Source organism: Sphingomonas sp. HITSZ_GF, assembly GCF_029543155.1.
In the GTDB taxonomy this organism is placed as follows: domain Bacteria; phylum Pseudomonadota; class Alphaproteobacteria; order Sphingomonadales; family Sphingomonadaceae; genus Sphingomonas.
In genome coordinates this window covers 1-23,674 of record NZ_JARQXA010000011.1, presented here as the reverse complement: position 1 = coordinate 23,674, position 23,674 = coordinate 1, and the positions used below count along the sequence as shown (strand labels likewise).

The following is a 23,674-nucleotide window of genomic DNA, read 5'->3' as shown; positions in this document are numbered from 1 at the left end:
GGCCCCCCCGCCCGCTTCGGGGGGGGGGGGGTGCCGCGCCCGGTCGTGGTGTCACCCCTCCCCGCCGGGGGGGGGGGGGGGGCCGCCGGGGGGGGGGGGCGGGCGCCCCCGCGCCGCAAGCGATATCGCCCGCGGCATCCCCCTCCGTCGCGCTGCGCGCGCCACCTCCCCCTGCGGGGGAGGATCTGCACCTTACTGCGCCGGCTGGCCTTCGCTGGCGTTGCGGTCGACCTTGGCGGTCATGCCCGTCGCGTCGGCATCGTCCTGCGTCTGCTCGTCGGGCGCGAGCTCGGCGACCGGCGGCGGGGTGGTCGTCGCATTGGTGGTCACCGGGGCGACCGGCTCGTCGATCGTCACATTGGCGAAATTGTCCGGCGCGCCGATATTGGCGACGACCGTCTCGTTCACCGGCTGCTCCTCATTGCCGCCGCCCGAGCAGGCGGCGAGCGCCAGGCCGGTGACGGCGAGAAGCGCGATATTGCGGGTCTTCATTCTATTTCCCCTTTTCCTTAGCGGGCGGAAACGGCGGCCGCCGTAATCGCGGAGCGTTTCTCGATCTTTGCCGCGAGATCCTTGTCCCAGCCATAGGGATCGCCGCGGAAGTTCATCGTGCCGTTCGCGTTGGCGAAGGCGGTCCAGTAGAGCAGATAGACCGAGACCTGGTCCTGCTCCTGCAGGCTCACGCGCAGCGTGTCGCCCTTGGCGAGAGCGGCGTTGATCTGCTCGGGCTGCCAGTTGGGATCGTTGCGCAACAAGAGCTGCGCCAGCGGGCCGGGCTTCTCGAGCCGGACGCAGCCATGCGAGGCGAGGCGGCTGAAGCTGGCAAAGGTCGACTGCGACGGCGTGTCGTGCAGGTACACGGCATAGTTGTTCGGGAAGTCGAACTTGTAGCGGCCGAGCGCGCTCTTCGGGCCGGGCTGCTGCTGCAGGCGGCGGTTCGCACCGGTGCCGATGATCTTGTAGCCCTGCGCCTTGAGCGCGGCCTCGCCCTTGGGCCACAGCTCCTTCTGGGCGATGCCGGTCGGCACGTTCCAGGGCGGATTGAGCACGATCGAGTGGATCTTCGACTGGAGCATCGGCGTCTCGTTGCCGGGGCGCCCGGTGACTGCCTTCATCGAGGCGATCGGGGCGTCGCCCTCGAACACGGTGAGCACGGCGGCGGCGATGTTCACCTGAATGCGCTTGGCCGGCAGCTCGCTCGGCAGCCAGCGCCAGCGCTCCATGTTCGCCATGATCTGGCCGACCCGGTCCTGCGCCGGCACGTTCAATGCGGCGAGCGTGCCCGACGAGACCACGCCGGTGGGGTTGAGACCGTAGCGGCGCTGGGCGCGGACCACGGCGTCCTTCAGCTCGGCGTCGAACTTGTCGCCGGTGGCGATGACCTGCGGATCCTCGACCGACAGCCGCTTGCGCAGCGCGGCGACGCGCGCGCCGCTGGCGCCCACGGTCATGTCCGCGCCGGCGGCGAGCTTGTCCCAGCCGCCATTGGCGACGATCCTGCGATAGGTGGCGAGGCCGGCCTGGAGCGTGTCATACCCGGCCCAGGGCGGCGGCAGCTGGCGCAGCCAGGCGCCGATCCGGTTCGCCTTCACGGCCTCGGCAAAGGCGGGCAGGGGATCATAGGCGGTGGGGCGCAGGCCCCAGTTCGGGTCGAAGTCGCTCTCGGCCAGCCGGCCCGAATGGACGGCGCGGGCATAGTCGAGCGCGGCGCGCACCAGCGCGTCATGGTCCTTGAAGCTCGGCGTGGGATCGCCGACGCGGCGCAGGCCCTGGGCGAAGCCGGCCTCGGTGAGGACCGGGGCGAGCTCGGCGGCCTGGGCTGCCGTAAGCACCGGCAACGCCACCGGCGGATTGGGAACGAAGGGCGGGACGGGCACTTCCTGCAGCGCCGGTGCCGGGCTCGCCTGGGGCGACGGTGCCGTCTGCTGCGCGACGACGGGCGCCGCTATCCCTGCCAGTACTGCGGTCCATGCGGCCCTGCGAGCCGTCCGTCCCGAAAACACTTTGGTCACTCGCTAATCTCCTTCACGGCCCCCCTGCGCCGGGCGACATGAATCGCCGATTGCTATTATGCCAAAGCAGGCCAGGCTGGCGAGCGCCGAATTTGCACGATTCAACGCAGAAGCTTGACATTGGCAACGTTGTCGGACCAGTTTCCGCCAAACGCCCGCCGGGTAAGAGAGCGGGCGACGTCCGCAGGGGAGAGATATCTTGGCATCCGCACGCTCGACACAGACGACGCTGGCCTTCGCCGCCGTCACCACGCTTTTCTTCGCCTGGGGCTTCATCACCTCGCTGGTCGACCCGCTGGTCGCCGCGGTGAAGGGCATCTTCAAGCTCAGCGATTTCCAGGCCCAGGCGAGCGCCTTCGCCTTCTTCTTCGCCTATTTCGTCGTGTCGCTGCCCGCCGCGGCGCTGGTCGCGCGACTGAAGGCGGTGCCGTCGATCCTGTTCGCGCTCTGCACGATGATTGCCGGCTGCCTGATCATGCTCGTCGCGGCGAACGTCGCCAATTACTGGCTGGTGCTGCTCGGCCTGTTCGTGCTCGCCAGCGGCATCACCATCCTGCAGGTGGCGGCCAACCCGCTCGCCGCCGCGCTGGGCGATCCCAAGGGCAGCCATTTCCGCCTGGTGCTCAGCCAGACCTTCAACTCGGTCGGCACCTTCCTCGGCCCGCTACTCGGCGCGCACCTGTTCCTCAAGGGCGTCGAGGTGAAGGAAGGCACGGTGATCACGCCGGAAATCCGCGCCGAGGCGCTGGCCGGCATCGATTCCGCCTATTTCTGGATCTGCGGCCTGATCGCCGCGCTGGCGGTGTTCTTCTTCCTCAGCCGCCGCGTCGTCACCGAAGCTGCGCCCCCGCCGGCCTCGACCGCGGGCCTGTTCTCGTTCCTCAATTCGAAATGGGCGCTGCTCGGCGCGCTCGCCATCTTCCTCTATGTCGGCGCCGAAGTCGCGATCGGCACGCAGATGGCGCTGTTCCTCAATTCGAACGCGATCTGGGGCCAGTCCGACGCGGCCTTCGGCGTACCGCTGCTCGGCTATCTGATGGGCAGCGACGGCGTCCACGGCGTCTCGCTCCAGGAAGCCGGCAAGGCTGTCGCCTTCTACTGGGGCGGCGCGATGGTCGGCCGGCTGATCGGCTCGGTCCTGCTCACCCGGATCAAGGCGCACAAGCTGCTCGCGCTGTTCACCGCGATCGCCGCCGCGATGTGCCTCTATGTCGTCGCGGTGGGCGGGGTTAGCGCCGGCTTCGTCGCGCTGGCGATTGGCCTGTTCAACTCGATCATGTTCCCGGTGATCTTTACGCTCACGCTGGAGCGCTCGACTGCCAGCGAGGAATCGACCTCGGGCCTGCTCTGCACGGCGATCGTCGGCGGCGCGGTGCTGCCGCTGCTCGTCGGGCTGATCTCGGGCGCGCATGGCTATGCCTTCGCACTGATCCTGCCGGCGCTCTGCTATGTCGCGCTGTGCGTGTTTGCGGTCGCTGCCGGCCGCGCGTCGGTGGTCCGCGCCGAGGGCGAGGCGTCTTCGGTCCACTGATATAGGGAAAGTCGTTCACTTGCCGCCGGACCCCCGGTTCTACCCGTCCGGCGGCAAGGAAACGAACTGGTGCGCGGTACGCCCTCCCACTCGATCCCGCCACTCGCGCACAATGGCCGGTCACCCCATTGAACGGCCGGTCTTTCGATAACTTGCGGGCTTTTGTTCGCGAGGCGCGGCGCTAGGTTGGCGGCAACCTTTCCGATACCGGAGACGCCGTGATGCCGTTTGTCCGCCGTGGGTTCCTCACTGGCACCCTGCTGCTTCCCTTCGCCGCCCGGGCGCAGGAGAGCTGGGAGGAGCAGCACCAGCGCCAGCTCAAGGAGGACTGGCCCTGGCTCGGCCGCTATGCCGAGGACAACCGCAAGCTGATCGCCGCGCGGCGCAAGGTCGACATCGTCTTCATGGGCGATTCGATCACCGAGGGCTGGCAATCGAAGCGCCCGGGCTTCTTCACCCCGGGGCGGGTCTGCCGCGGGATCAGCGGGCAGACCACGCCGCAGATGGTGCTGCGGATGATGGCGGACGTGATCGCGCTCAAGCCCCGGCTGGTCCACATCATGGCCGGCACCAACGACATCGCCGGCAACACCGGCAAGATCACTGTCGCGCAGAGCTGCGACAATCTGCGGATGATGGCCGAGCTGGCGCGCGCGAACGGGATCCGGGTGCTGCTCGCCTCGGTGCCGCCGGCGGACAATTTCCCGTGGCGGCCGGGGCTCGAAACGGTGAAGCCGATCCGCGCGATCAATGTCTGGCTGGCCGGCTATGCCCGGCGGACCGGCGCGACCTGGATCGACTATACGCCGGTGCTGGCGGACGCGAAGGGCGCGATGAAGCCCGGCCTCGCCTATGACGGCGTCCACCCCACCGAAACCGGCTATGCCGCGATGGAGAAGAAGCTCCTCCCGATCCTGCGGGTGCACAAGGCATGAGGGGCTTCCTGCGTTATTCCCCTCCCTGCAAGGGAGGGGCTAGGGGTGGGTGGATGTACGCGTTACGTCACCGCAAGGTATTGGGACGCCGTATTGCCGGGACGCTACCCACCCCCAACCCCTCCCTTCCAGGGAGGGGAGTCTGGTGGGTTCTCGCCGCGCTGTTCGGTTTCATCACCCCCGCCCACGCGCAGCAGGTCCTCACCGCCGCCTCGCCCGACGGCAGCAACCGGATATCGCTTCAGCTCGGCGGTTCGGGCACGCCGGTCTATGCTGTCTCGCGTGGCGGCAGCATCGTGATCGCGCCGTCGCCGATCCTGCTCGATCTCGACGTCGACACGCTCGGCTACAACCTCGCCATCACCGGCTCCGAGACCGCGAGCGCCGACACGCGCTATCCGATCGTTGCCGGCATCGCCTCGGAAGGGCGCGACCATTACAACCAGCTCACCGTCCATTTGCAGGAGAAGGGCGGGGCGAAGCGCAAGCTCGACATCGTGCTGCGCGCCTATGATGACGGCGTCGCCTTCCGCACCGTCGTGCCGGTCCAGCCTGCCACTGCCGCGGCGATCGTCCGCTACGATCGCACCGGCTTCTATTTCCCGCCCAGCTACAAATGCTGGGGCTTCAATGTCGGCAAGTTCGGATCGAGCCATGAAGGCGAGTTCGACCCCGTCGACGTGCCGCACCTGCGCGACCATAATCTGTTCGATCTGCCTTTCGCCTGCGAGACCGGCAAGGCCGCCTTCGCGATCGCCGAGGCGGACCTGCTCGACTTCGCGGGCATGTACCTCACCGGGCGCGGCGATGGCGGACCGGGGCTGCAGGCCAAGCTCTCGCCTTCGCTCGACGACTATCGGATCGCCGTGCACACGCGCATCGGCAGCCCGATCGTCACGCCGTGGCGCGTGGTGATGCTCGCCGACCAGCTGGGCAAGCTCAACGAATCGACGCTGGTGATGAACCTGTCGAGCCCGAGCCGGATCGAGGATACCAGCTGGATCAAGCCCGGCCTGACGAGCTGGGACTGGTGGCATGGCCCGGTGATCGCGGCGCTGCCCGGCCAGCGCAGCACCACCGCGGTTGCCAAGGCGCTGATCGACTTCGCCGCCGCCAACGGCCTGCCCTACACGATGATCGACGAGGGCTGGTATGCCGGCGCGGGCGGGGGCGGGGTGCGCCGCCCGGGCGTCGACATCACCAAATGGGCCGACGCGATCAACCTCCAGGAAGTCGCCGACTATGCCCGCTCGAAGCATGTCCGGCTGTGGCTGTGGACGCACTGGCAGGCGCTCGACGCGCAGATGGAGGACGCGTTCGCGCTGTACGAGAAGCTCGGCATTGCCGGCATCAAGGTCGATTTCATGGACCGCGACGACCAGTGGATGGTCAATTGGTACACGCGCACGCTCGGCGCGGCGGCGCGGCATCATCTGATGGTCGATTTCCATGGTGCCTATCCGCCGCGCGGGCTGATGCGCACCTGGCCCAATTTCATGACCCAGGAGGGGGTGATGGGCGCGGAGTACAACAAATGGTCGCGCCGCGTGACTTCGCGGCACAATGTGATGCTCGCCTTCACGCGCGGGCTGATCGGCACGATGGACTATACGCCGGGCGGCTTCCGCAACGTTACGCCCGAGGCGTTCCGCATCCGCGGCGACCTGCCGTTCGTCCAGACGACGCGGGCGCATGGCCTGGCGCTGTACGTCGCCTTCCTCTCGCCGCTCGCCGCGGTCGCCGACAGCCCGGACACCTATGCGGCGAGCCCCGCCGGCTTCGACTTCGTCAAGGCGGTGCCGTCGAGCTGGGACGAGACGCGCTACCTGGTCGGCGAAACCGGCGAATATATCGTGCTCGCCCGCCGCAAGGGCAAAAGCTGGTTCCTCGGCGCGATCAACAGCGAGACGCCGCGCAAGGTGACCGTGCCGCTCGACTTCCTGGACCGCCGGGGCGCGGCGATGCGGCTGTGGAGCGATGGCGACAAGCCCGACGCGCCGCGGCTCGCCGAGCGGCGTGTGAGCGAGGGCGAGACGCTCACGCTCGATCTTGCCGCGCATGGCGGCGCGGCGGCGATCTTCGACAAATAGGCTTTCATAACTCGTACAATTGCTGATAGCCTTTCCGAAAAGAGGAGAGGACCGATGCGGATCAGGCGGAGGGATATCGGCATCGCGGGGGTCGCGATCGCCCTGGGTTGGGGTGCCGGCGCGCTTGCCAGCCAGCAGGCAGTGCTGGGGCCGGCGGTGTGGGACTGGGGCAGGCTGCCCGTCCAGAAGACCGATGTCGGCGAACTCCGCACGCTCGTCCGCCATCCCACCGCGACGCTCGCCGAGCTGGAGATGCACGTCACCACGCTCAACCCTGGCCTGGCCTCGCACCCGCCGCACCAGCATCCGAACGAGGAGCTGGTGATCATCGACAAGGGCATGGTCGAGACGCTGTCGGGCGGCAAATGGCAGCGACTCGGGCCCGGTTCGGTGATCTTCAATGCTTCCAATTCGCCCCATGCGCTGCGAAATGTGGGCGACAGCCCGGCGACCTATCACGTGATCAACTGGAAGACCGCCGCGACACCCAAGGAATAAGGAAGCGCCATGGACCGCCGTTCGATCCTGGGCATCGCCGGCATCGCCGCGATGCTGCCGCCTGAGGTGCTGGCCCAGTCGCAGAGCTCGGGCAACGCGCCGTCGGAAAATGCTGCGCCGACCGGGCCCGAGCCGGGGGTGAAGCACAAGGTCGATTTCGGCGTGATCGGCCTCGATCATGCGCATATCTATTCGATGACCGACGCGATGATCCGCGGCGGCGGCGTGCTCAAGGCATTCTATTCCGCCGATCCGAAGCAGGTGGAGACCTTCCGCAAGCGCTACGGCAACGCAGTGAAGCTCGCGCGGAGCGAGGACGAGATCCTGGGTGACAAGTCGATCCGGCTGATCGTCGGCGCGCCGGTGCCCGATCTGCGCGCGCCGCTCGGCATCCGGGCGATGCGCGCGGGCAAGGACTATCTGGGCGACAAGCCGGCGATCACGACGCTCGACCAGCTCGCCGAGGTCCGCCGCGCGATCAAGGAGACGGGGCGGAAGTTCGCGATCATGTATTCCGAGCGGCTGGAAGTGCGCGCGGCGGTCCAGGCCGGCGAACTGGTGCAACAGGGCCAGATCGGCAAGGTGATCCAGACGGTGAACCTCGCCCCCCACCGCGTCGGCAGCGGCCGGCCCGACTGGTTCTGGGACAAGGCGCGCTATGGCGGCATCCTGACCGATATCGGCAGCCACCAGGCCGATCAGTTCCTGTTCTACACCGGCTCGAAGACCGCGCATGTCGTCGCTTCGCAGACCGGTAACCTCCACTGGCCCGACAGGCCGGGTTTCGAGGATTTCGGCGACATGATGCTCACCGGCGACGGCGGCACCGGCTATGTCCGGGTCGACTGGTTCACGCCTGACGGGCTGCCGACCTGGGGCGACGGCCGGCTCTTCATCCTCGGCACCGAAGGCTATATCGAGCTGCGCAAATATGTGGACGTCGCCGGCCGGCCCGGCGGCAACCATCTGCTGATCTGCGACAAGAAGGGCGTGCGCTACATGGATTGCTCGAAGGTGCACCTGCCGTTCGGCCCGCAGCTGATCGCCGACGTCGTCGAGCGCTCCAGCGTGGCGCAGGACCAGGAGCAGGCGCTGCTCGCCGCCGAACTGGTGCTCACCGCGCAGAAGAACGCCACGCGCCCGGTTACGGCATGATCCGCACCGGCATCATCGGCTATGGCCTGGGCGGCCTCGCTTTCCACGCGCCGCTGGTCGACGCCGTGCCCGAGCTGGAGCTCGCCGCGATCGCGACGTCGCGCGCCGATCAGGTGCACGAACGCTATCCCGACGTGACGGTCACCACGCCCGACGCGCTGCTCGCCGATCCCTCGATCGCGCTGGTCGTCGTAACCACGCCGAACGACACGCATGTCCCGCTCGCGCGCCGGGCACTCGAGGCGGGCAAGCATGTCGTGGTCGACAAGCCCTTCGCCACCAGCCTTGCCGATGGCGAGGGGCTGATCGCGCTGGCGAAAGAGAAGGGGCTGATGGCCAGCGCCTTCCACAATCGCCGCTGGGACGGCGATTTCCTGACCGTGCGCAAGCTGCTCGACAGCGGCGTGCTGGGCGAAGTGATGCTGGCCGAGCTGCGCTGGGACCGCTTCCGCCCCGCGCTTGCCCAGGCGTGGAAGGAAGACCCCGAGGCGGGGGCGGGCATCCTCGCCGATCTCGGCCCGCATCTGATCGACCAGGCGCTCCAGCTGTTCGGCACACCCGAGGCGGTTTACGGCGACCTCGCGGTTCAGCGCGAGGGCGGACGGGCCGACGATTATTTCGAGATCACGCTCTTCTATGGCGCCCGCCGGGTGACGCTCTCGGCCGGGCGGCTGTTCGTCACGCCGCGGCCGCGCTTCTGGCTGCACGGCACCAAGGCCGATTTCGCCAAGCACGGGCTCGACCCGCAAGAAGTGCGAGTGAAGGACGGCGCGCGCTATACCGATCCGGGCGTGGGTGACGAGGAACCGCAATTCCACGGCACCCTCACGCATGCTGATGGCCGCAGCGAGATCGTGCCGACCGAGACCGGCGACTATCGCGGCTTCTATGCCGGCGTGGCGCATGCGATCGCATCCGGCGGGCCGGCACCGGTCAGCGGCGAGGACGCGGTGCTAGGCCTGCGCATCGCCGAGCTGGCACGGGAAAGCGCGCGGGAAGGGCGGCGGTTCAGCCTCTAACGCTAGCGCATCCTCACCCCAACCGTCATCCCGGCGAACGCCGGGATCTCAGGCGATTGCGGGCAAGGAGTCGCACGAGATCCCGGCTTTCGCCGGGATGACGAGGAGGGTGGATTAAGGCCGCCAGCCCACTGCGATCGTCCGCGCCTCCAGCGTCACCGGCACGGTCGCGACGATGTCCTTTGCCGAGGTGCCCAGCATCACCTGATAGGTGCCGCCGGCGATCTTCCAGCTGTTGCTCGCCGTATCGAAGGTGGCGAGCAGGCGGGGATCGACGGTTAACGTGAGCTTCTTCGCCTCGCCGGGCGCCAGTGCGACCTTGGTGAAGGCGCCGAGCCGCTTCGGCGCTTCCCAGCCGCTGCCCGCGACATAGAGCTGCGGCACGGCCTTGCCCTTGCGCGCGCCGCTATTCTTGACGGTGAAGCTTGCCTCGACGGTGCCGCCCGCCGCCTTCGCTGCCAGCCCCGCATAGTCGAAGCTGGTATAGCTGAGCCCATGGCCGAACGCGAAGGCCGGGGTCAGCCCCTTGGCGTCATACCATTTGTAGCCGACGGTCGCGCCCTCGCCATAGCTGGTGTCGCCCTTGTTGGGCTCGCTCGGCTTGGGCAGCTGATCGAGGCTCGCCGGGAAGCTGGCGGGGAGATGGCCGGAGGGGTTCACCTTGCCGAACAGCAGGTTGGCGATCGCGCTGCCGCCCTGCGTGCCCGGATACCAGGTGGCGAGGATGCCGGCGACCTGGCCGCGCCACGGCGTCAGCACCGGCCCGCCGGTCTCGAGCACTACCACCGTCTTCGGATTGGCCTTGGCCACCGCGGCGATCAGCTTGTCCTGGTTGTCGTCGAGGCTGAGCTTCACGTCGAAGCTCTCGCTCGCCCATTGCGTCGCGAAGACGATGACGACGTCCGCGCCCTTCGCCAGCTTGGCGGCGCTGCCCGTATCGCCGCCGCCATCGAACACCAGTTCGGCGTTCGGCGCCTGCCGCCTGATCGCGGCGAGCGGCGCATCAGGATAGTACATCACCGGCCCCGGCCAACCGGTCGGCTTGAGCCCGGGCACGGCATTGCCGCCCACCGGATAGACCAGCGACGAGCCGCTGCCCGCCAGCACCCCCTTGTCCGCCCGCCCGCCGATCACGACGATCTTCTTCACCGCCGGCGACAGCGGCAGGATTGCGCCCTGGTTCTGCAGCAGCACCGCGCCGCCCTCGGCATCCTTGCGCGTCACTTCGGCATGCGCGGCGAGCATCGCGGGCGCCAGGTCCATCGGAGCCTCGGTCACCGGTTTGTCGAACAGTCCGTTGGCGAACATGCCGTGCAGGATCGCGCCTGCCATCGCATCGAGCCGCGCCTTGGAGACCTCGCCCTTCGCCACCGCCGCCTTCAGCGGCGCGCCGAAATAGGGTTCCTTGTCGAAGGGGAAGCCCGAATCCTGATCGAGCCCGGCATTGGCGGCGGGCGCGGTCGAATGCGTCGCGCCCCAATCGGACATCACATAGCCCTTATAGCCCCAGTCGCGGCGCAGCACGTCGGTGAGCAGCCAGGGGTTTTCGCAGGCATGGGTGCCGTTCACCCGGTTGTAGCTGCACATCACCGAGCCGGGATCGCCCTTCTCGATCGCGATCTGGAAGGCGAGCAGGTCGCTCATGCGCGCCGCGGCCTGGTCGATGATCGAATTGCCGGTGTCGCGATCGGTCTCCTGATCGTTCACCGCATAATGCTTCACGGTCGAGATGATGTGGTTCGACTGGATGCCGGCGATCTGCGCGCCCACCATCGTGCCGGCGAGCAGCGGATCCTCGCCGCCATATTCGAAGTTCCGGCCGTTGCGCGGCTCGCGCATCAGGTTGACGCCGCCGGCGAGCATCACGTTGAAGCCCGAGGCGCGCGCCTCCGCGCCGATCATCGCGCCGCCGGCATGCGCCAGCGTCACGTCCCAGCTCGCGGTGGTGGCGAGGCCGGAGGGGAGGGCGGTCCGCTCGCGCTTCCGCGCCGCGCCGCCCTGGGTGGCGACGCCGACGCCGGCATCGGTCTGCCACTGTGCCGGGATGCCCAGCCGCGGGATGGCGGGGATGTAGCCGGCGGAGCCCGGCCGTGCCTCCGCAGGCGCCTTGTAGCCGTTCTTGGGCGCGAAATCGGTGCCGAAATAGCCGAAGACCAGGGTGAGCTTCTCGTCCTCGGTCATCTGGGCGAGCAGCATCTGCACGCGTTCGTCCGCCGGGATCTTGGCGTTCATCCAGGGCGCGGCCGGCGCCTGCTGGGCGGCGGCGGGCGTGGCGGCGAGCGCAATCCCCAGGGCGATCAGCGAACCCGCAAGGGCATCACGGCGCAGTTTCATAATCCCTCTCCCGCTTGTTTTGTCAGCGTTGTCGGCAACGATATACAGGTCAAGCCGTGGTAACGCTATCACTCAGATTGGGGCGTGCCGGGCAACCAGCGATCGCGCATCCAGCGCTGGGCCACCGTGGCGACGATATCGGCATGGCCGGGATAGGTGGGGCCGACCAGCGGCAGGCCGAATTCGGCGATCGTATCGGCGATTCCCCGGCCGTCGAGCGCGCGGCCTGCAGCACGGGCGTGGCGGGCGATTTCCATCTCCTGGCCCCAGAAATAGATCGCCTCCGCCCCGACATTGGCCTGCATCCGCCGCACTTCCTCGACGCGGCCGTCGCTCACCAGCGGCAGCCAGATATCGGGCATCAGCAGATCGACCGGCGCATCCGCCTGCCATTCGAGCGCATCCGCCTGCACCACGCGGAGCTTGGCGCGCGCCGCATCGGGCAGCTGGGCGAACAGGTCGAGCTCGCGGTGGATCGCCAGCACGTCGCCGTCGCGCTCGACCACCGTCACCCGCGTCACTTCGTCGCGGAGCGCCGCCGCCATCGCCGCCCAGCCCATGCCCATGCCCATCACCACGACATGGCCGCGCGACAGCGCCAGCCCGATCTCCTGGCTCTCGATCTCCATCGGCGTGAGCGACATCCACACCGCGCCGTCGCGCAGCAGCGCGGGCAGTTCTTCGACCAGCACCGCGGGGCTCCAATAGCCCTGGGCGAGCACGCCGCTGCTGGTGCGGATCTCCCAACTGCCGCTGCGCAGCGGCCGGTAGTGCGGCAGGAACCAGCGCGTCGCGAAGCTCGGCACGCCCAGCAACTGGCCCAATTGTGCGTCCAAAGCCGTTCCCCGCGTTCCGTGCTGCAGCTTAGCGCAGGGGCCCGGTGCGTCGAGCGCGGATGGCACCGATTAGGGAAGGTTGGCCTTCAATTCCTCGATCCAGGGCCGCGCCACGCCGTCCGAGGGCGCACGCCAGTCGCCGCGCGGGCTCAGGGCGCCGCCGGCCAGGACCTTGGGTCCGTTGGGCATGGCGGAGCGCTTGAACTGGCTGGTCTGGAAGAAGCGGAACAGGAACTCCTCCAGCCACTTCGCGATCGTCGCCAGATCGTAGCTGTGGCGCGCATCCTCGGGGAAGCCGAGCGGCCATGCGCCCGCCGCGGCATCCTTCCACGCATGCCAGGCGAGAAAGGCGATCTTGCTCGGCTTCAGCCCGTGGCGGATCGTATAGTGGAGGAAGAAGTCGTGCAGCTCGTACGGGCCGATCCGGTCCTGCGTGCTCTGCATCTTCCCATCGGCGTCGGCGGGCACCAGCTCGGGCGAGATCTCGGTATCGAGGATGCGGGTGAGCACCTCCGCCGCCTCGCCGCCGAACTGGCCGGTCTGCACGCTCCAGCGGATCAGATACTGGATCAGCGTCTTGGGCACGCCGGCATTGATGCCGTAATGGCTCATCTGGTCGCCTACACCATAGGTGCACCAGCCGAGCGCCAGCTCGCTCAGGTCGCCGGTGCCGAGCACGAAGCCCTGGCGCTGGTTGGCGAGGCGGAAGAGATAGTCGGTGCGCAGCCCGGCCTGGACGTTCTCGAAGGTCACGTCATAGACCGGCTCGCCCTTGGCATAGGGGTGGCCGATCCCTTCGAGCATCGTCTTCGCCGCCGGGCGGATGTCGATCTCGGCGCCGGTCACGCCCAGCGCGTCCATCAGCGCCCAGGCATTGGCCTTGGTCTCGTCGCCGGTCGCGAAGCCCGGCATGGTGAAGCCCAATATGTCGGTGCGCGGCCGACCCAGTCGGTCCATCGCCTTGGCGGCGACGATCAGCGCATGGGTGGAGTCGAGCCCGCCCGAGACGCCGATGACGATGTGCTTCGCGCCGGTGGCAGCCAGCCGCTTGCGCAGCCCCTCCACCTGGATGTTGAACGCCTCGTAGCAATCCTCTTCGAGCTTGGCCGGCGTGTTTGGCACGAAGGGGAAGCGGCGCAGCTTCCGCAGCAGTCCCTTGTCAGCATAGTCGGGCCGGTGCTGGAAGGTTACCCGGCGGAAGCGCGTCTCGGGATCGCCATTGGCGGCGGCGCAGTCGTTGAACGTGCCCATCCGCATCCGCTCGAGCCGGATGCGCTCCAGGTCGATATCGGCGCACACCACTTCGGTGGTCAGCTCGAAGCGCTCCGAGCAGGCGAGCTGCTCGCCCAGCTCGTAGATCTCGCCCTGGCCGTCCCAGGCAAGGTCGGTCGTGCTCTCGCCGGGGCCGCTCGCCGAATAGAGATAGGCGGCCACCGCGCGCGCCGATTGCGAGGCGCAGAGCAGCCCGCGCTCGCGCGCCTTGCCGACGGTGATGTTCGAGGCGGAGAGGTTGCACAGCACCAGCGCGCCGGCCAGCGCGCCTTCGGTCGAAGGGGGCAGGGGCGCCCAGTAATCCTCGCACACCTCGGCATGGAAGACGAAGTCGGGCAGTTCCTCGGCGGCGAAGATCAGGTCGGTGCCGAACGGGACGGTCTGCCCGGCGACATCGATCTCGAGCCCGCCCAGCCCGGCGCCGAGCGCGAACCAGCGCTTCTCATAATATTCGCGGTAATTGGGCAGGTAGCTCTTGGGCACCACGCCCAGGATGCGCCCGCGCGCGATCACCACCGCGCAATTGTACAGCCGGCCGCTCCGCCGCAGCGCCGCGCCGACCAGCAGCACCGGCTTCAGCTCGGCGCTCGCTGCCACCACTGCGGCGATGCCTTGCTCGGTCGCGTCGCAGACCACGTCCTGCAGGTGCAGGTCGTCGATCGCGTAGGAAGTGATGTTGAGCTCGGGGAAGACGAGCAGGTCCGCGCCCATTTCGTCGCCCTGGCGCGCCAGCGCGATCGTCGCTTCGGCATTGCGGACCGGGTCACCCACCGTGGTGATCGGCGTGCACACGCCCGCGCGGATCATCCCTTGGCGGTGGATCGAATAAAAGGGGTGGGACTGGGCCATCGTCTCCGTCTTGCAGCGACATGTTTCGATCAGTTGCAGTCCCTAGTCGCTCGGCCCCGCTTGTGCCAGTCCCGCACAGGCTCTACCCGCACGGCATGCTCCATTGGATCCGTCGCCAGTTCGATACGCATCCGGTGCGGGCGGTCATGGTGGTCTTTGCCGCCTATACGGTCTTCAAGATCAACCTGAAGTTCTTCGCGCCGGCAGGCCCCTGGTGGCGCGGCTGGCACGATCAGATGCAATATCTGAAGTCGGCCAGGGCCTTCCTCCATTTCGATCTGAGCCCGGACCAGCATTGGTATCCCTTGCTCTATCCGCTCGCTGGCGCGCCCCTTGCCTGGGCGCCGACGCCGTTCGTGCCGATCAACCTGGCTTGCTACGCCGTCGCCTTCTGGGGCTTCCACCGCGTTTGCGCGCGCTTCGGGGTCGGCAGCTTCGCCGCGGGCCTGCTGTTCCTCGCCGCGACGATCGGCGACCTGCGCATCTCCAAATTCTGGCTCGAGCCCTGGACGACGACGATGTCCACGGCGTTCATCTGGCTGGCGCTGGCCGAGGCGGCGGACATGATCTTCGGCGAGCGCCGCCGGCCCTGGCTGCTCGGCGCGTTGCTGATGGGGATCGCGCTGGTCCGCCCGGCGGACGTGGTGATCAGCGCGGTGATCGGCGGCTTCGCGCTGTGGCGACCGGTGCTGATCGAGCGGCGCTGGGGCGATCTCGCCCGCGGGCTGGGCGGGGCAGGGGCGGCGCTGCTCCCCTATGCCGCGCTCTATCTCGCCATCTATGGCTGGCGCCTTACCGACTATACGATCCTGTCGGGCGATTACGGCTTCGCCTTTTCCGACCTGGCCTGGAAGGCGAGCATCCTGCTCGTCGATCCTTCGCCCTGGTTCCCGGGCGAGACCGGGTTGCTGCGCGAACTGCCCTGGCTGCTCACCGGCGCGGCGGGCCTGATCCTGGGGGTGATGCGGCTGCACGGGCCGGCGCGCTGGCTCGCGCTGGGCATGGCGATCGCGGCGTTGCTCTACACGCTGATGATGCTCGCCTATGTCGATCTGGTGCCCAGCGGCATGTGGCGCTTCTTCAACGCGCATTACTTCAAATGGCTGTTCCCGATGGCGGCGCTGTTCAGCTGGCTGCTGTTCACCTGGCGCGACCTGCGCGGGGTGGCAGTGGTGCTGGCGCTGGTGCTGCTCGCCAGCTTCCGCAGCGTGCCGCGCCCCGCCGAGCCGCAGGAGCCGGCCAAGGCGCTGGCCTTCGTCACGCCCGACGCACCGTGGCAGGACATCTATTTCGCCCGCTCGGCAGTGGTCGATGCCCGGGGTGCGCAGCGCAGCCCGGCGGACTATCACCAGCTCTGGATGGGCGAGCGCGTGATGGCGATCGCCTTCAAGCGCCCGTTCGAGGGCGATGCGCTGTGGTATGGCGTCACGCCGCCCAGCGTCGCGACCTGGCGCAAGGGCAGCGGCAAGGCGGATGTGGTGTTGCCGGGCAACTGGCCGCAAAGGCCGATCGCGCGCTACGCGACGAAGCTGGAATTCGGCTATCCCTGCTGGGCGCCGCCTTTCCCGTGCGGGAGCGGGCCGGGACCCGCACTGCCGAAGAACTAAATTGGATTTTCAGTTCCCCGGCGAAGGCCGGGGCCCAGTCTCGGCGCAGTTGGTTTGGCGCGGAAATCTCTCGAACGACATTGCAACTAGGCCCCGGCTTTCGCCGGGGAACAGCTATCGATGCCGCTCAGACCTTGGCCGAGTAGATCATCCGGCCCGGGCCGAGCCGCTCGAACAGCTTGGCCAGCTCGGTCTCTCCCACCGCGAAGCAGCCCTGGCTGCGGCCGAGCTTGCCGTGCCTGTCGATCATGTCGGCATTCGCATACCAGGCCGAATGGACCACGATCGCGCGGTCGAGCGCGTTGTTGTTGGTCGGATCGAGACCGAGCAGGCGCTGCGAATCGCCATGCTTGCCGACATAATAGTCGGCGGTCAGAAACGCACCTTCGCAGGTCGCTTCCGAGTTCACTTCGTTCGAGAAGCGCTGGAGCATGCCGCTATGCTCGGGGTCCGAGCCGATGCCATGCGCGACGAGGAAGCGCTCGACCTGGCCGGTGCCGAGGTTGATCACATGGAAGCGCGGGTTGTTCGACGAAGTCGCGAAATCGGCGATCGCGATGCGATCGTGCGAAGGGATCCGCATCGAGTGGCGGTTGAGCGCCGCCAGCGCCTTCTTGAACAGCTCGGGCCGCACGCCGACGGGCACGCCCGGCACGCGGGCGGCGGCCACTTCGGGGGCCCTGGGGATCGGGATCGGGCTGGGTGCCGGCAGCGGTGCCGGCGCCATCGCGGTTTCGATCGTGCGCGAGGCGCAGGCCGAAACCACTGCGCCGCTGGCCATCACAAGCGCCGTCTTCAACAAGGCGCGACGCGACTGAATCGTATCGAGACTATCCATCACTATCCAAAAAGCCCGCTGCTCTGCCCCTAAGGGAAAACTATATCAGACAGATGGTGAGCGCGTTGCTTAACATCTGTCCCAAGTTGCGCGACTCGCCGCAACGCATGCCCGGTTCGCCGAAGCCGGTGCGAAATCCGCAAGCTTGCCAGCGATTTGCGCGCCCCAAATATCTCCGATTCGGCAGCGGCACGAAATTAGGTTAATTTCGTTAAGGAATCGCCCTGAGCCGTCCTGGCTCGAGATTCGGAGAGCTGTTTGATGCGTTCCGGCGTCCTTGCCGTCATCCTCCTGGCCAGTGCCACGATTCTTCCCGCCATTCCCGCCACCGCGCAGGTCGTCGCATCGGACACGATGCAGGTCGGCCCCGAGGCGCTGCGCAACGGGCAATGGGCCTGGTACGAGGAGCCGCGGCTGATCAAGGCGAGCACCAGCGAATGGGATCCGGTCTCGATCGTCGTCTCGATCCCGGACCAGAAGGCCTATGTCTATCGCGGCGGCCATCTCGTCGGCGCCAGCACCGTGTCGACCGGGTCGAAAGGGCATCAGACGCCCACCGGCGCCTTCACCATTCTCCAGAAGAAGGTGTTCCACCGCTCGAACCTCTATTCGAACGCGCCGATGCCCTACATGCAGCGCCTCACCTGGGACGGGATCGCGCTGCATGCCGGCCATCTGCCCGGCTATCCCGCCTCGCACGGCTGCATCCGTTTCCCGGCCGCCTTCGCCAAGCAGCTCTATGCGCTGACCGAGCTGGGCGGCGACGTGATGGTGATCGACGAGCCGGTGGTGAATCCCGAGCGTTCGGGGCCGTCGACGCCGCTGCTGATGGCCGATGCCCGCAATCTGGGGGGCGAGGCGTTCAACATGGTGACGATGCCCGGCGACGCCCCGCGTCCGCAGATGCAGCCGGCCACCTATGTCACCGGCCCTGCGCGCGAGATCGTCCAGCCGATCGGGCGCCGCGGCTCGAAATAGGGAGCCGACGCTTCCCATATTTCCATCGTCACCCTGAACCTGTTTCAGGGTCCAACGCTCCACCTGGGATAGCCCGCGCGGCGCCTTGGATGCTGAAACGAGTTCAGCATGACGAAAGAGGGACATGGCGCCTCGCGAACAAATCTGTTGCCCCAGTGTCATATGGATCGGCTAAGCCCGCATCCATGACGATGTCCTTCGAAGACGCCGCGCAGGGCCTGGTCGAGGTCGGCCGCCGGCTCGATGCCCGCGGCTGGGCGCCCGCCACCGCCGGCAATTATTCCGTGCGCCTCGACGACGGCAGCATCGCCGTCACCGTGTCCGGCTGGCACAAGGGCCGGCTGACCCCCGCCGGAATCATGCGCGTCGATCTGGAGGGCACGCCACTCACTCCCGGCAAGCCTTCGGCCGAGACCGAGCTGCATCTGGCCATCTATCGCCTGTTCCCCAATGTCGGCGCCGTCCTCCATGGCCATTCGCCCGAGGCGGTTGGCATGAGCCGCGCCGCCGCCGATGCCGGCGAATGGGTGTTCGCCGGGCACGAGATGCTCAAGGTCTTCCCGGGCAACACCACGCATGAGGCGGAAATCCGCCTGCCGATCGTCGACAACAGCCAGGACATGGCGGTGATCGAGCAAGCGGTGCGCCCGGCGCTGCTGGCGCCGGGCGCGGCGCCGGCCTATCTTATCCGCAGCCACGGGCTCTACGCCTGGGGCAAGGACCTGGCCGAGGCCGAGCGCGTGCTCGAAGGTACCGAATGGCTGATCGCCGCCGAGCTGGCCGAAAGGGCGTGGAAACGATGACGCATCTCAGGGTCTTCGAAGAAGCGGGCGGCGCGCCGCGCATCGATACGCGCGATGCCGGCGAGATCGCCGCGGCGCTCCGGGATATCGGCGTGCGCTTCGAGCAATGGCCGTCGCGCCCGCTTGCCGCCGATGCCGGGCAGGACGAGGTTCTCCAGGCCTTCGCGCCCGAGGTCGATCGGCTGAAGGCGGAAAAGGGCTACCGGTCGGTCGACGTGATCCGCATGGTCCCCGACCATCCCGAAAAGGCCAATCTGCGCACCAAGTTTCTCTCCGAGCATCGCCATTCGGAGGACGAGGTCCGCTTCTTCGTCGAGGGCGAGGGGCTGTTCACGCTGCGCGAGGGCGAGAAGATCTATGCGGTGCTGTGCGAGGAGGGCGACCTGATCTCGGTGCCCGCCGGCACGCGCCATTGGTTCGACATGGGCCCGAGCCCGCGCTTCACCGCGATCCGCCTGTTCACCAATGCCGATGGCTGGATCGCCAATTTCACCGGCGACACCATTGCCGACCGTTTCCCGCGGCACGAGCCGGTCGAAGTATAACCGTCATCCCGGCGAAAGCCGGGATCTCAGGCGGCGGCGCGATACGGCATGAGATCCCGGCTTTCGCCGGGATGACGAGAGAAGAATGACTGAACACACCCCACCCAAAGCCATCCTCCTCGACATCGAAGGCACCACGAGCAGCATAAGCTTCGTCGCCGACGAACTTTTCCCCTATGCAGGCAAGCACTTGGCGGAATTCGTTGCCGCCAATCCTGAGGTCTCGGCGCCGATCCTCGCCCAGGTGCCGGGCGACGATCCGGTCGCCACGCTGCTCCGGTGGATCGACGAGGATCGCAAGGAGACTCCGCTCAAGACGCTCCAGGGTTTGATCTGGGCGAAGGGCTACGAAGATGGCGAGCTCAAGGGCCATGTCTATCCCGATACGCCCGAGGCGCTGCGCCGCTGGACCGGTGCGGGGCTGACGGTGAACATCTATTCCTCGGGCTCGATCGCCGCGCAGAAGCTGATCTTCGGCCATTCGATCGCCGGCGACCTGACACCGTTCCTCAGCAGCTATTTCGACACCACCACCGGCCCGAAGCGTGAGAGCGATTCCTATACCAGGATCGTCGATGCGCTCGATCTCGCGCCGTCCGAGCTGCTCTTCGTCTCGGACATGCCCGCCGAAGTCGACGCTGCGCGCGAAGCCGGCCTCCAGGCGCTGCTGATCGACCGCGAAGGCGGCGCGGCCGATGTCCATTCTCTCGCGGAAGTGCTCCCATGATCCTCGAAGGCAAGCCCACCCGCTCGATCCGCCGCACTGAAGACGGGCGGGGCGCGGTGATCCTCGATCAGCGCAAGCTCCCCTGGGAAGTGCAGTGGGTCGAACTGCGCGACGTCGATGCCGCGGCGGTGGCGATCCGCGAGATGTGGACGCGCGGCGCGCCGATGATCGGGGCGACCGCGGCCTATGGCTATGCGATGGCGCTGGCGGTCGATCCGGGCGATGCGAGCCTGCAGGCCGCCTATGACAAGCTGTTCGAGACGCGCCCGACTGCGATCAACCTGCGCTGGGCGCTCGATGCAGTCCGCGCCGCGGTCGCCGATCTTCCCGAAGCCGAGCGCGCGGAGGCCGCCTTCGCCCGTGCCGACGCGATCTGCGAGGAGGATGCCGAGCTCTGCCGCTCGATCGGTGAGCATGGCCTCGCGCTGTTCCGCGAGCTGCATGCGAAGAACCCCGATCGGCCGCTCAACATCCTGACGCATTGCAATGCCGGCTGGCTGGCGACGGTCGACTACGGCACCGCGACCGCGCCGATCTATCTGGCGCACGATGCGGGCATCCCGATCCATGTCTGGGTCGACGAGACCCGCCCGCGCAACCAGGGTGCGCTGCTCACCGCGTTCGAACTGCGCAACCACGGCGTGCCGCACACGGTGATCGCGGACAATGCCGGCGGGCTGCTGATGATGAAGGGGCAGGTCGACGCAGTGGTGGTCGGCACCGATCGCGTCACGCGCAACGGCGACGTCTGCAACAAGATCGGCACCTATCTGAAGGCGCTGGCGGCGCAGGACAACGACGTGCCCTTCTACGTCGCGCTGCCCTACACGACCTTCGATGCCAATACCGAAAGCGGCGCCGACATCCCGATCGAGGAACGCAGCGCCGAAGAGCTGACCCGGCTGAGCGGGCCGCTGGCAAGCGGGGAAATCGACACTGTCCGTGTGACCGACTCCCCCGCCGCCAATCCAGCGTTCGATGTGACCCCCGCGCGGCTGGTGACGGCGTACATCACCGAGCGCGGGGTGCTGGACAGGATCTAACCGGCGCTTATTGCGGCGCGGTCGTCACCGTCGTCTTGGTGGTGGTGGTGCTCGTCGGCTTGCTCACCGTCGTGGTGCTGGTGCGCTTCACCGGGGTGGTCTTCCTCTTCACCGTGGTGGTCTTGCGCGTCGACGAGTAGCTGCGGCTGGCCGCCGGCTGGGTCGTGGTGGTTTCGATCGTGGTCGCGACCGGCTGGGTCGCCGCTGCACGCGCCGCCGCCGCATCGGCCGCCGCCGACTGTGCCGCTACCGCCGCAGCATCCGCACGGGCATTGGCCGCCTGCGCGTCAGACGTCGCCGCGACCGCCGCGTCCTGCGCGGCTTCCTTCTGGCTCGCCTCTACCGCGGCAGTCGCCTGCGCGTCGCGGCGGGCATCCCGCTCTGCGGCCATCTGCGCACTCTTGTTGCTTTCGGCCTCGGCCAGCGCCTGGTCGGCCAGGCCCGAGGCACGGCGCGCCTCGTTGATCGTCGAATCGCGATGGTCGCGCGCCAGCTGGTCCTTGGCGACGCGCAGCGCCTCCTCGGCCTTCGCCATCGTGTCGCCGGCATAAGTCTGGGCGCCGGCGGTCTGGGCGGCTTCCACCTTGGCGGTGGCTTCGGTCACGGCAGTGCGCGCCCGGTCGATCCGGCTCTGGGCCAGCGACGGCGTCGCGACGAGAATGGCGGCAACCGCGGCGCCGCGCATCAGGAACTTCAGGTTACGCATGGTACAACTCCAGTTTGTCCCGCGGCCCGGCGAACGTGCCGCAAACAAGACGAGTTGCGTGATGGGCGATGAACCGAGCCGGGTTATCGGCCAAATGCGTCGCGTGCCGCCGCGACTCGGGAAATGGCCGCGTCGAGCGTCGCGTCTTCCTTGACGAAGCAGAAGCGCACCACGTTGGTCACCGCGTCCTCGGCATAAAAGGCCGACACGGGGATCGAGGCGACGCCGGCTTCGTCGATCAGCCTGTTCGCGAAACTGACATCGTCGAGCGCGATGCCCGATGCGGTGAGGTCGACCGACAGGAAATAGGTCGCGGCACTCGGCAGCACCGCAAAGCCCGCGCCTTCCAGCCCGGCGCGCAGGCGGTCGCGGCCATGCTGGAAGCGGTGCCGGGCCTCCTGCACCCAGCCATCCTGGGTGGCGAGCCCCTCGGCCACCGCCCATTGCAGGTTGGGCGGGGTGGTGAAGGTGAGGAACTGGTGCGCCTTGGAGATGACGCGGGCGAGGGCAGGGGCGGCGCAGATCCAGCCGACCTTGAAGCCGGTCAGCGCGAAGATCTTGCCCGCAGATCCGATCTTCACCGTGCGCTCGCGCATGCCGGAGAAGCCGATCAGCGGCAAATGGCGCGCGCCGTCGAAGGTCACATGCTCCCACACCTCGTCGCAGATCGCGATCAGGTCGTGGCTCACGCAGAAATCGGCGAGCATCGCCAGCTCGTCGGCGCTGCACATCGTCGCGGCCGGGTTGAGCGGATTGTTGAGCAGCAGCACGCGCGTCTTGCCCGAGACCGCGGCTTCCAGTGCCGCCTTGTCGATCTTCCACTCGGGCGGGCTCAGCCGCACGAATTTCGGCACGCCGCCGGCCTGGCGGATCAGCGGGACATACGCATCGTAGAGCGGCTGGAAGCAGATCACCTCGTCGCCGGGCGAGACGCAGGCGAAGATCGCGGCGGCCAGTGCCTCGGTCGCGCCCGAGGTGACTACCACTTCCTCGGCCGCCAGGTTTAACCCCTGGTGGCGCGCATAATGATCGGCCACCGCGCCGCGCAGCTCGGGCAGGCCGATCATCGGCGGATACTGGTTCGACTTCTCCAGCACCGCCTTCGCCGCTGCTTCCAGCACCGCCTCGGGTCCGCGCCCGTCGGCAAAGCCCTGGCCCAGGTTGATCGCCCCGGTTTCGCGCGCGCGGGCGGACATCGCCTCGAAGATGGTGGTGCCCATGCGGGCATAGAGCGGGTTCATGGCCCGAGCTTGTGACCGCTTGCATCTTTGGGTGCAACCGCCGCATTAGCCTGTCGTTCAGGCTTGCATCGACATAAGGAAGATCATGAGCAAGACGCCCCCCAAGCCGCAGGAAGCCCAGTCGCCCTATCCGATCGAGGAAGCGCCCCACGACCATGACGAGGGCAGCGAGGCGCTGAAGGCCGTCAAGGACATCGCGGACGCGAAGAAGCGCTGGAAGCCCGATGCCAAGCAGATCGGCATGGGTGCTGCGATCGGCATCGGCTCGGCTGCGATCGTCGCCGGCCTGCTCTACTGGCGCGGCGGCAAGAAGTAAGGCCGCCTTCGTCGACGGAGGCTCCGTCTCCGTCGCAGCCTGCTCGTTCCCGGTCCCCCGTCCGGCGCAGATCGTCGTGCGCCGGCATGACCTGAACCCGACAGTTGTGCCGGCGCTATCCCTGTACCGGCTTGGATTCGACGCCTGAGCCGGTGCCGGACGGGCGTCCCGGCAGCTGGGGCGCCCGTTTTGCTTTCTGCAGCGCGTCCGAGCTTATGCGCTGCTCTTCCCACAAAAATGGCGCATCCGAAGCGGGCGACATCGAACCCGCCAGGGTTCGCAAGCGCGACCGCGCGTCCGAGCTTATGCGAGGCTCTTCCCACAAAAATGGCGCATCCG

The 23,674-nt window shown here is 67.8% G+C and carries 22 protein-coding genes; 13 read left to right on the top strand and 9 right to left on the bottom strand.

All coding sequences use genetic code 11. The features are described 5' to 3' along the window. Window positions 1–192 precede the first annotated feature (192 nt). Window positions 193–492 (bottom strand): hypothetical protein, encoded by a 300-nt coding sequence (locus P6144_RS20330; RefSeq protein ID WP_277769656.1) that lies wholly within the window; start codon window positions 490–492, stop codon window positions 193–195. A gap of 17 nt (window positions 493–509) precedes the next feature. Further along, window positions 510–2,012 carry a L,D-transpeptidase family protein gene (locus tag P6144_RS20325; RefSeq protein WP_277769655.1) on the bottom strand — a complete coding sequence of 501 codons (1,503 nt, stop codon included), beginning with the start codon at window positions 2,010–2,012 and terminating at the stop codon, window positions 510–512. Between the two features lie 199 nt (window positions 2,013–2,211). Here P6144_RS20325 and P6144_RS20320 point away from each other — a divergent pair, with 199 nt between their 5' ends. The 6 genes from P6144_RS20320 (at window position 2,212) to P6144_RS20295 (ending at window position 9,240) form a co-directional block, all read left to right on the top strand. Then, window positions 2,212–3,543: an MFS transporter gene (locus P6144_RS20320; protein WP_277769654.1), complete on the top strand. Its 1,332-nt coding sequence runs from the start codon at window positions 2,212–2,214 to the stop codon at window positions 3,541–3,543. 221 nt (window positions 3,544–3,764) lie between these two features. Continuing rightward, the gene (locus tag P6144_RS20315; RefSeq protein ID WP_277769653.1) at window positions 3,765–4,478 is read left to right on the top strand and encodes a GDSL-type esterase/lipase family protein; all 714 of its coding nucleotides are present in this window, start codon (window positions 3,765–3,767) and stop codon (window positions 4,476–4,478) included. Between the two features lie 53 nt (window positions 4,479–4,531). Next, window positions 4,532–6,568, top strand: coding sequence for a glycoside hydrolase family 97 protein (locus P6144_RS20310; RefSeq protein WP_277769652.1), 2,037 nt, complete (start codon window positions 4,532–4,534; stop codon window positions 6,566–6,568). A 54-nt stretch (window positions 6,569–6,622) separates the two neighbouring features. After that, the gene (locus tag P6144_RS20305; protein ID WP_277769651.1) at window positions 6,623–7,066 is read left to right on the top strand and encodes a cupin domain-containing protein; all 444 of its coding nucleotides are present in this window, start codon (window positions 6,623–6,625) and stop codon (window positions 7,064–7,066) included. 9 nt (window positions 7,067–7,075) lie between these two features. Further along, entirely contained in the window at window positions 7,076–8,221 is a 1,146-nt protein-coding gene (locus P6144_RS20300) for a Gfo/Idh/MocA family oxidoreductase (RefSeq protein WP_277769650.1), read from the top strand. Then, window positions 8,218–9,240 carry an oxidoreductase gene (locus P6144_RS20295; protein WP_277769649.1) on the top strand — a complete coding sequence of 341 codons (1,023 nt, stop codon included), beginning with the start codon at window positions 8,218–8,220 and terminating at the stop codon, window positions 9,238–9,240. The genes P6144_RS20300 and P6144_RS20295 overlap by 4 nt, the downstream gene beginning before the upstream one ends. 114 nt (window positions 9,241–9,354) lie before the next feature. Here the strand turns inward: P6144_RS20295 and P6144_RS20290 are convergent, their stop codons facing one another. The 3 genes from P6144_RS20290 to P6144_RS20280 form a co-directional block, all read right to left on the bottom strand. Further along, on the bottom strand, window positions 9,355–11,574 hold the full coding sequence (locus P6144_RS20290; RefSeq protein WP_277769648.1) for a glycoside hydrolase family 3 C-terminal domain-containing protein: 2,220 nt from the start codon (window positions 11,572–11,574) through the stop codon (window positions 9,355–9,357). 68 nt (window positions 11,575–11,642) lie between these two features. Further along, window positions 11,643–12,410, bottom strand: a complete 768-nt coding sequence (locus tag P6144_RS20285; RefSeq protein ID WP_277769647.1) for a hypothetical protein — start codon at window positions 12,408–12,410, stop codon at window positions 11,643–11,645. A gap of 69 nt (window positions 12,411–12,479) precedes the next feature. Further along, complete coding sequence (locus tag P6144_RS20280; RefSeq protein ID WP_277769646.1) at window positions 12,480–14,531, bottom strand: NAD(+) synthase; 2,052 nt, start codon at window positions 14,529–14,531, stop codon at window positions 12,480–12,482. A gap of 95 nt (window positions 14,532–14,626) precedes the next feature. Between P6144_RS20280 and P6144_RS20275 the strand changes: the two genes are divergently transcribed. After that, the gene (locus tag P6144_RS20275; protein ID WP_277769645.1) at window positions 14,627–16,138 is read left to right on the top strand and encodes a hypothetical protein; all 1,512 of its coding nucleotides are present in this window, start codon (window positions 14,627–14,629) and stop codon (window positions 16,136–16,138) included. A 127-nt stretch (window positions 16,139–16,265) separates the two neighbouring features. Here the strand turns inward: P6144_RS20275 and P6144_RS20270 are convergent, their stop codons facing one another. Then, window positions 16,266–16,919 carry a murein L,D-transpeptidase catalytic domain family protein gene (locus P6144_RS20270; RefSeq protein WP_277769657.1) on the bottom strand — a complete coding sequence of 218 codons (654 nt, stop codon included), beginning with the start codon at window positions 16,917–16,919 and terminating at the stop codon, window positions 16,266–16,268. Window positions 16,920–17,237: 318 nt separating this feature from the next. Between P6144_RS20270 and P6144_RS20265 the strand changes: the two genes are divergently transcribed. The 5 genes from P6144_RS20265 to mtnA all read left to right on the top strand — a co-directional run bounded on the left by P6144_RS20265 (window position 17,238) and on the right by mtnA (window position 21,072). Next, on the top strand, window positions 17,238–17,954 hold the full coding sequence (locus P6144_RS20265; protein WP_277769644.1) for a L,D-transpeptidase family protein: 717 nt from the start codon (window positions 17,238–17,240) through the stop codon (window positions 17,952–17,954). A gap of 185 nt (window positions 17,955–18,139) precedes the next feature. Next, window positions 18,140–18,757 (top strand): methylthioribulose 1-phosphate dehydratase, encoded by a 618-nt coding sequence (locus P6144_RS20260; RefSeq protein WP_277769643.1) that lies wholly within the window; start codon window positions 18,140–18,142, stop codon window positions 18,755–18,757. Beyond that, complete coding sequence (locus P6144_RS20255) at window positions 18,754–19,302, top strand: cupin domain-containing protein (protein WP_277769642.1); 549 nt, start codon at window positions 18,754–18,756, stop codon at window positions 19,300–19,302. Before P6144_RS20260 ends, P6144_RS20255 begins: the two co-directional genes overlap by 4 nt. Window positions 19,303–19,387: 85 nt before the next feature. Further along, window positions 19,388–20,029 carry an acireductone synthase gene (gene mtnC, locus P6144_RS20250; RefSeq protein ID WP_277769641.1) on the top strand — a complete coding sequence of 214 codons (642 nt, stop codon included), beginning with the start codon at window positions 19,388–19,390 and terminating at the stop codon, window positions 20,027–20,029. Then, window positions 20,026–21,072 (top strand): S-methyl-5-thioribose-1-phosphate isomerase, encoded by a 1,047-nt coding sequence (gene mtnA, locus P6144_RS20245; RefSeq protein WP_277769640.1) that lies wholly within the window; start codon window positions 20,026–20,028, stop codon window positions 21,070–21,072. Before mtnC ends, mtnA begins: the two co-directional genes overlap by 4 nt. Window positions 21,073–21,079: 7 nt before the next feature. On the opposite strand, the gene P6144_RS20240 is transcribed toward mtnA, so the two are convergent. Together P6144_RS20240 and P6144_RS20235 are read right to left on the bottom strand one after the other, a co-directional pair. Beyond that, window positions 21,080–21,778, bottom strand: coding sequence for a hypothetical protein (locus P6144_RS20240; protein WP_277769639.1), 699 nt, complete (start codon window positions 21,776–21,778; stop codon window positions 21,080–21,082). A gap of 83 nt (window positions 21,779–21,861) precedes the next feature. Next, window positions 21,862–23,019 carry an aminotransferase gene (locus tag P6144_RS20235; RefSeq protein ID WP_277769638.1) on the bottom strand — a complete coding sequence of 386 codons (1,158 nt, stop codon included), beginning with the start codon at window positions 23,017–23,019 and terminating at the stop codon, window positions 21,862–21,864. Window positions 23,020–23,104: 85 nt separating this feature from the next. Between P6144_RS20235 and P6144_RS20230 the strand changes: the two genes are divergently transcribed. Then, complete coding sequence (locus P6144_RS20230) at window positions 23,105–23,335, top strand: hypothetical protein (protein WP_277769637.1); 231 nt, start codon at window positions 23,105–23,107, stop codon at window positions 23,333–23,335. A 115-nt stretch (window positions 23,336–23,450) separates the two neighbouring features. On the opposite strand, the gene P6144_RS20225 is transcribed toward P6144_RS20230, so the two are convergent. Continuing rightward, the coding region (locus P6144_RS20225) for a hypothetical protein (protein ID WP_277769636.1) at window positions 23,451–23,674 on the bottom strand (224 nt) is incomplete at its 5' end.

Bases quoted from the DNA above. Each gene is read 5' to 3' on its own strand.
- P6144_RS20330 (WP_277769656.1), bottom strand. From the start codon at position 492: ATGAAGACCCGCAATATCGCGCTTCTCGCCGTCACCGGCCTGGCGCTC.
- P6144_RS20315 (WP_277769653.1), top strand. From the start codon at position 3,765: ATGCCGTTTGTCCGCCGTGGGTTCCTCACTGGCACCCTGCTGCTTCCC.
- P6144_RS20310 (WP_277769652.1), top strand. From the start codon at position 4,532: ATGTACGCGTTACGTCACCGCAAGGTATTGGGACGCCGTATTGCCGGG.
- P6144_RS20305 (WP_277769651.1), top strand. From the start codon at position 6,623: ATGCGGATCAGGCGGAGGGATATCGGCATCGCGGGGGTCGCGATCGCC.
- P6144_RS20300 (WP_277769650.1), top strand. From the start codon at position 7,076: ATGGACCGCCGTTCGATCCTGGGCATCGCCGGCATCGCCGCGATGCTG.
- P6144_RS20295 (WP_277769649.1), top strand. From the start codon at position 8,218: ATGATCCGCACCGGCATCATCGGCTATGGCCTGGGCGGCCTCGCTTTC.
- P6144_RS20290 (WP_277769648.1), bottom strand. From the start codon at position 11,574: ATGAAACTGCGCCGTGATGCCCTTGCGGGTTCGCTGATCGCCCTGGGG.
- P6144_RS20280 (WP_277769646.1), bottom strand. From the start codon at position 14,531: ATGGCCCAGTCCCACCCCTTTTATTCGATCCACCGCCAAGGGATGATC.
- P6144_RS20275 (WP_277769645.1), top strand. From the start codon at position 14,627: ATGCTCCATTGGATCCGTCGCCAGTTCGATACGCATCCGGTGCGGGCG.
- P6144_RS20270 (WP_277769657.1), bottom strand. From the start codon at position 16,919: ATGGCCAGCGGCGCAGTGGTTTCGGCCTGCGCCTCGCGCACGATCGAA.
- P6144_RS20265 (WP_277769644.1), top strand. From the start codon at position 17,238: ATGCGTTCCGGCGTCCTTGCCGTCATCCTCCTGGCCAGTGCCACGATT.
- P6144_RS20260 (WP_277769643.1), top strand. From the start codon at position 18,140: ATGACGATGTCCTTCGAAGACGCCGCGCAGGGCCTGGTCGAGGTCGGC.
- P6144_RS20255 (WP_277769642.1), top strand. From the start codon at position 18,754: ATGACGCATCTCAGGGTCTTCGAAGAAGCGGGCGGCGCGCCGCGCATC.
- mtnC (WP_277769641.1), top strand. From the start codon at position 19,388: ATGACTGAACACACCCCACCCAAAGCCATCCTCCTCGACATCGAAGGC.
- mtnA (WP_277769640.1), top strand. From the start codon at position 20,026: ATGATCCTCGAAGGCAAGCCCACCCGCTCGATCCGCCGCACTGAAGAC.
- P6144_RS20240 (WP_277769639.1), bottom strand. From the start codon at position 21,778: ATGCGTAACCTGAAGTTCCTGATGCGCGGCGCCGCGGTTGCCGCCATT.
- P6144_RS20235 (WP_277769638.1), bottom strand. From the start codon at position 23,019: ATGAACCCGCTCTATGCCCGCATGGGCACCACCATCTTCGAGGCGATG.
- P6144_RS20230 (WP_277769637.1), top strand. From the start codon at position 23,105: ATGAGCAAGACGCCCCCCAAGCCGCAGGAAGCCCAGTCGCCCTATCCG.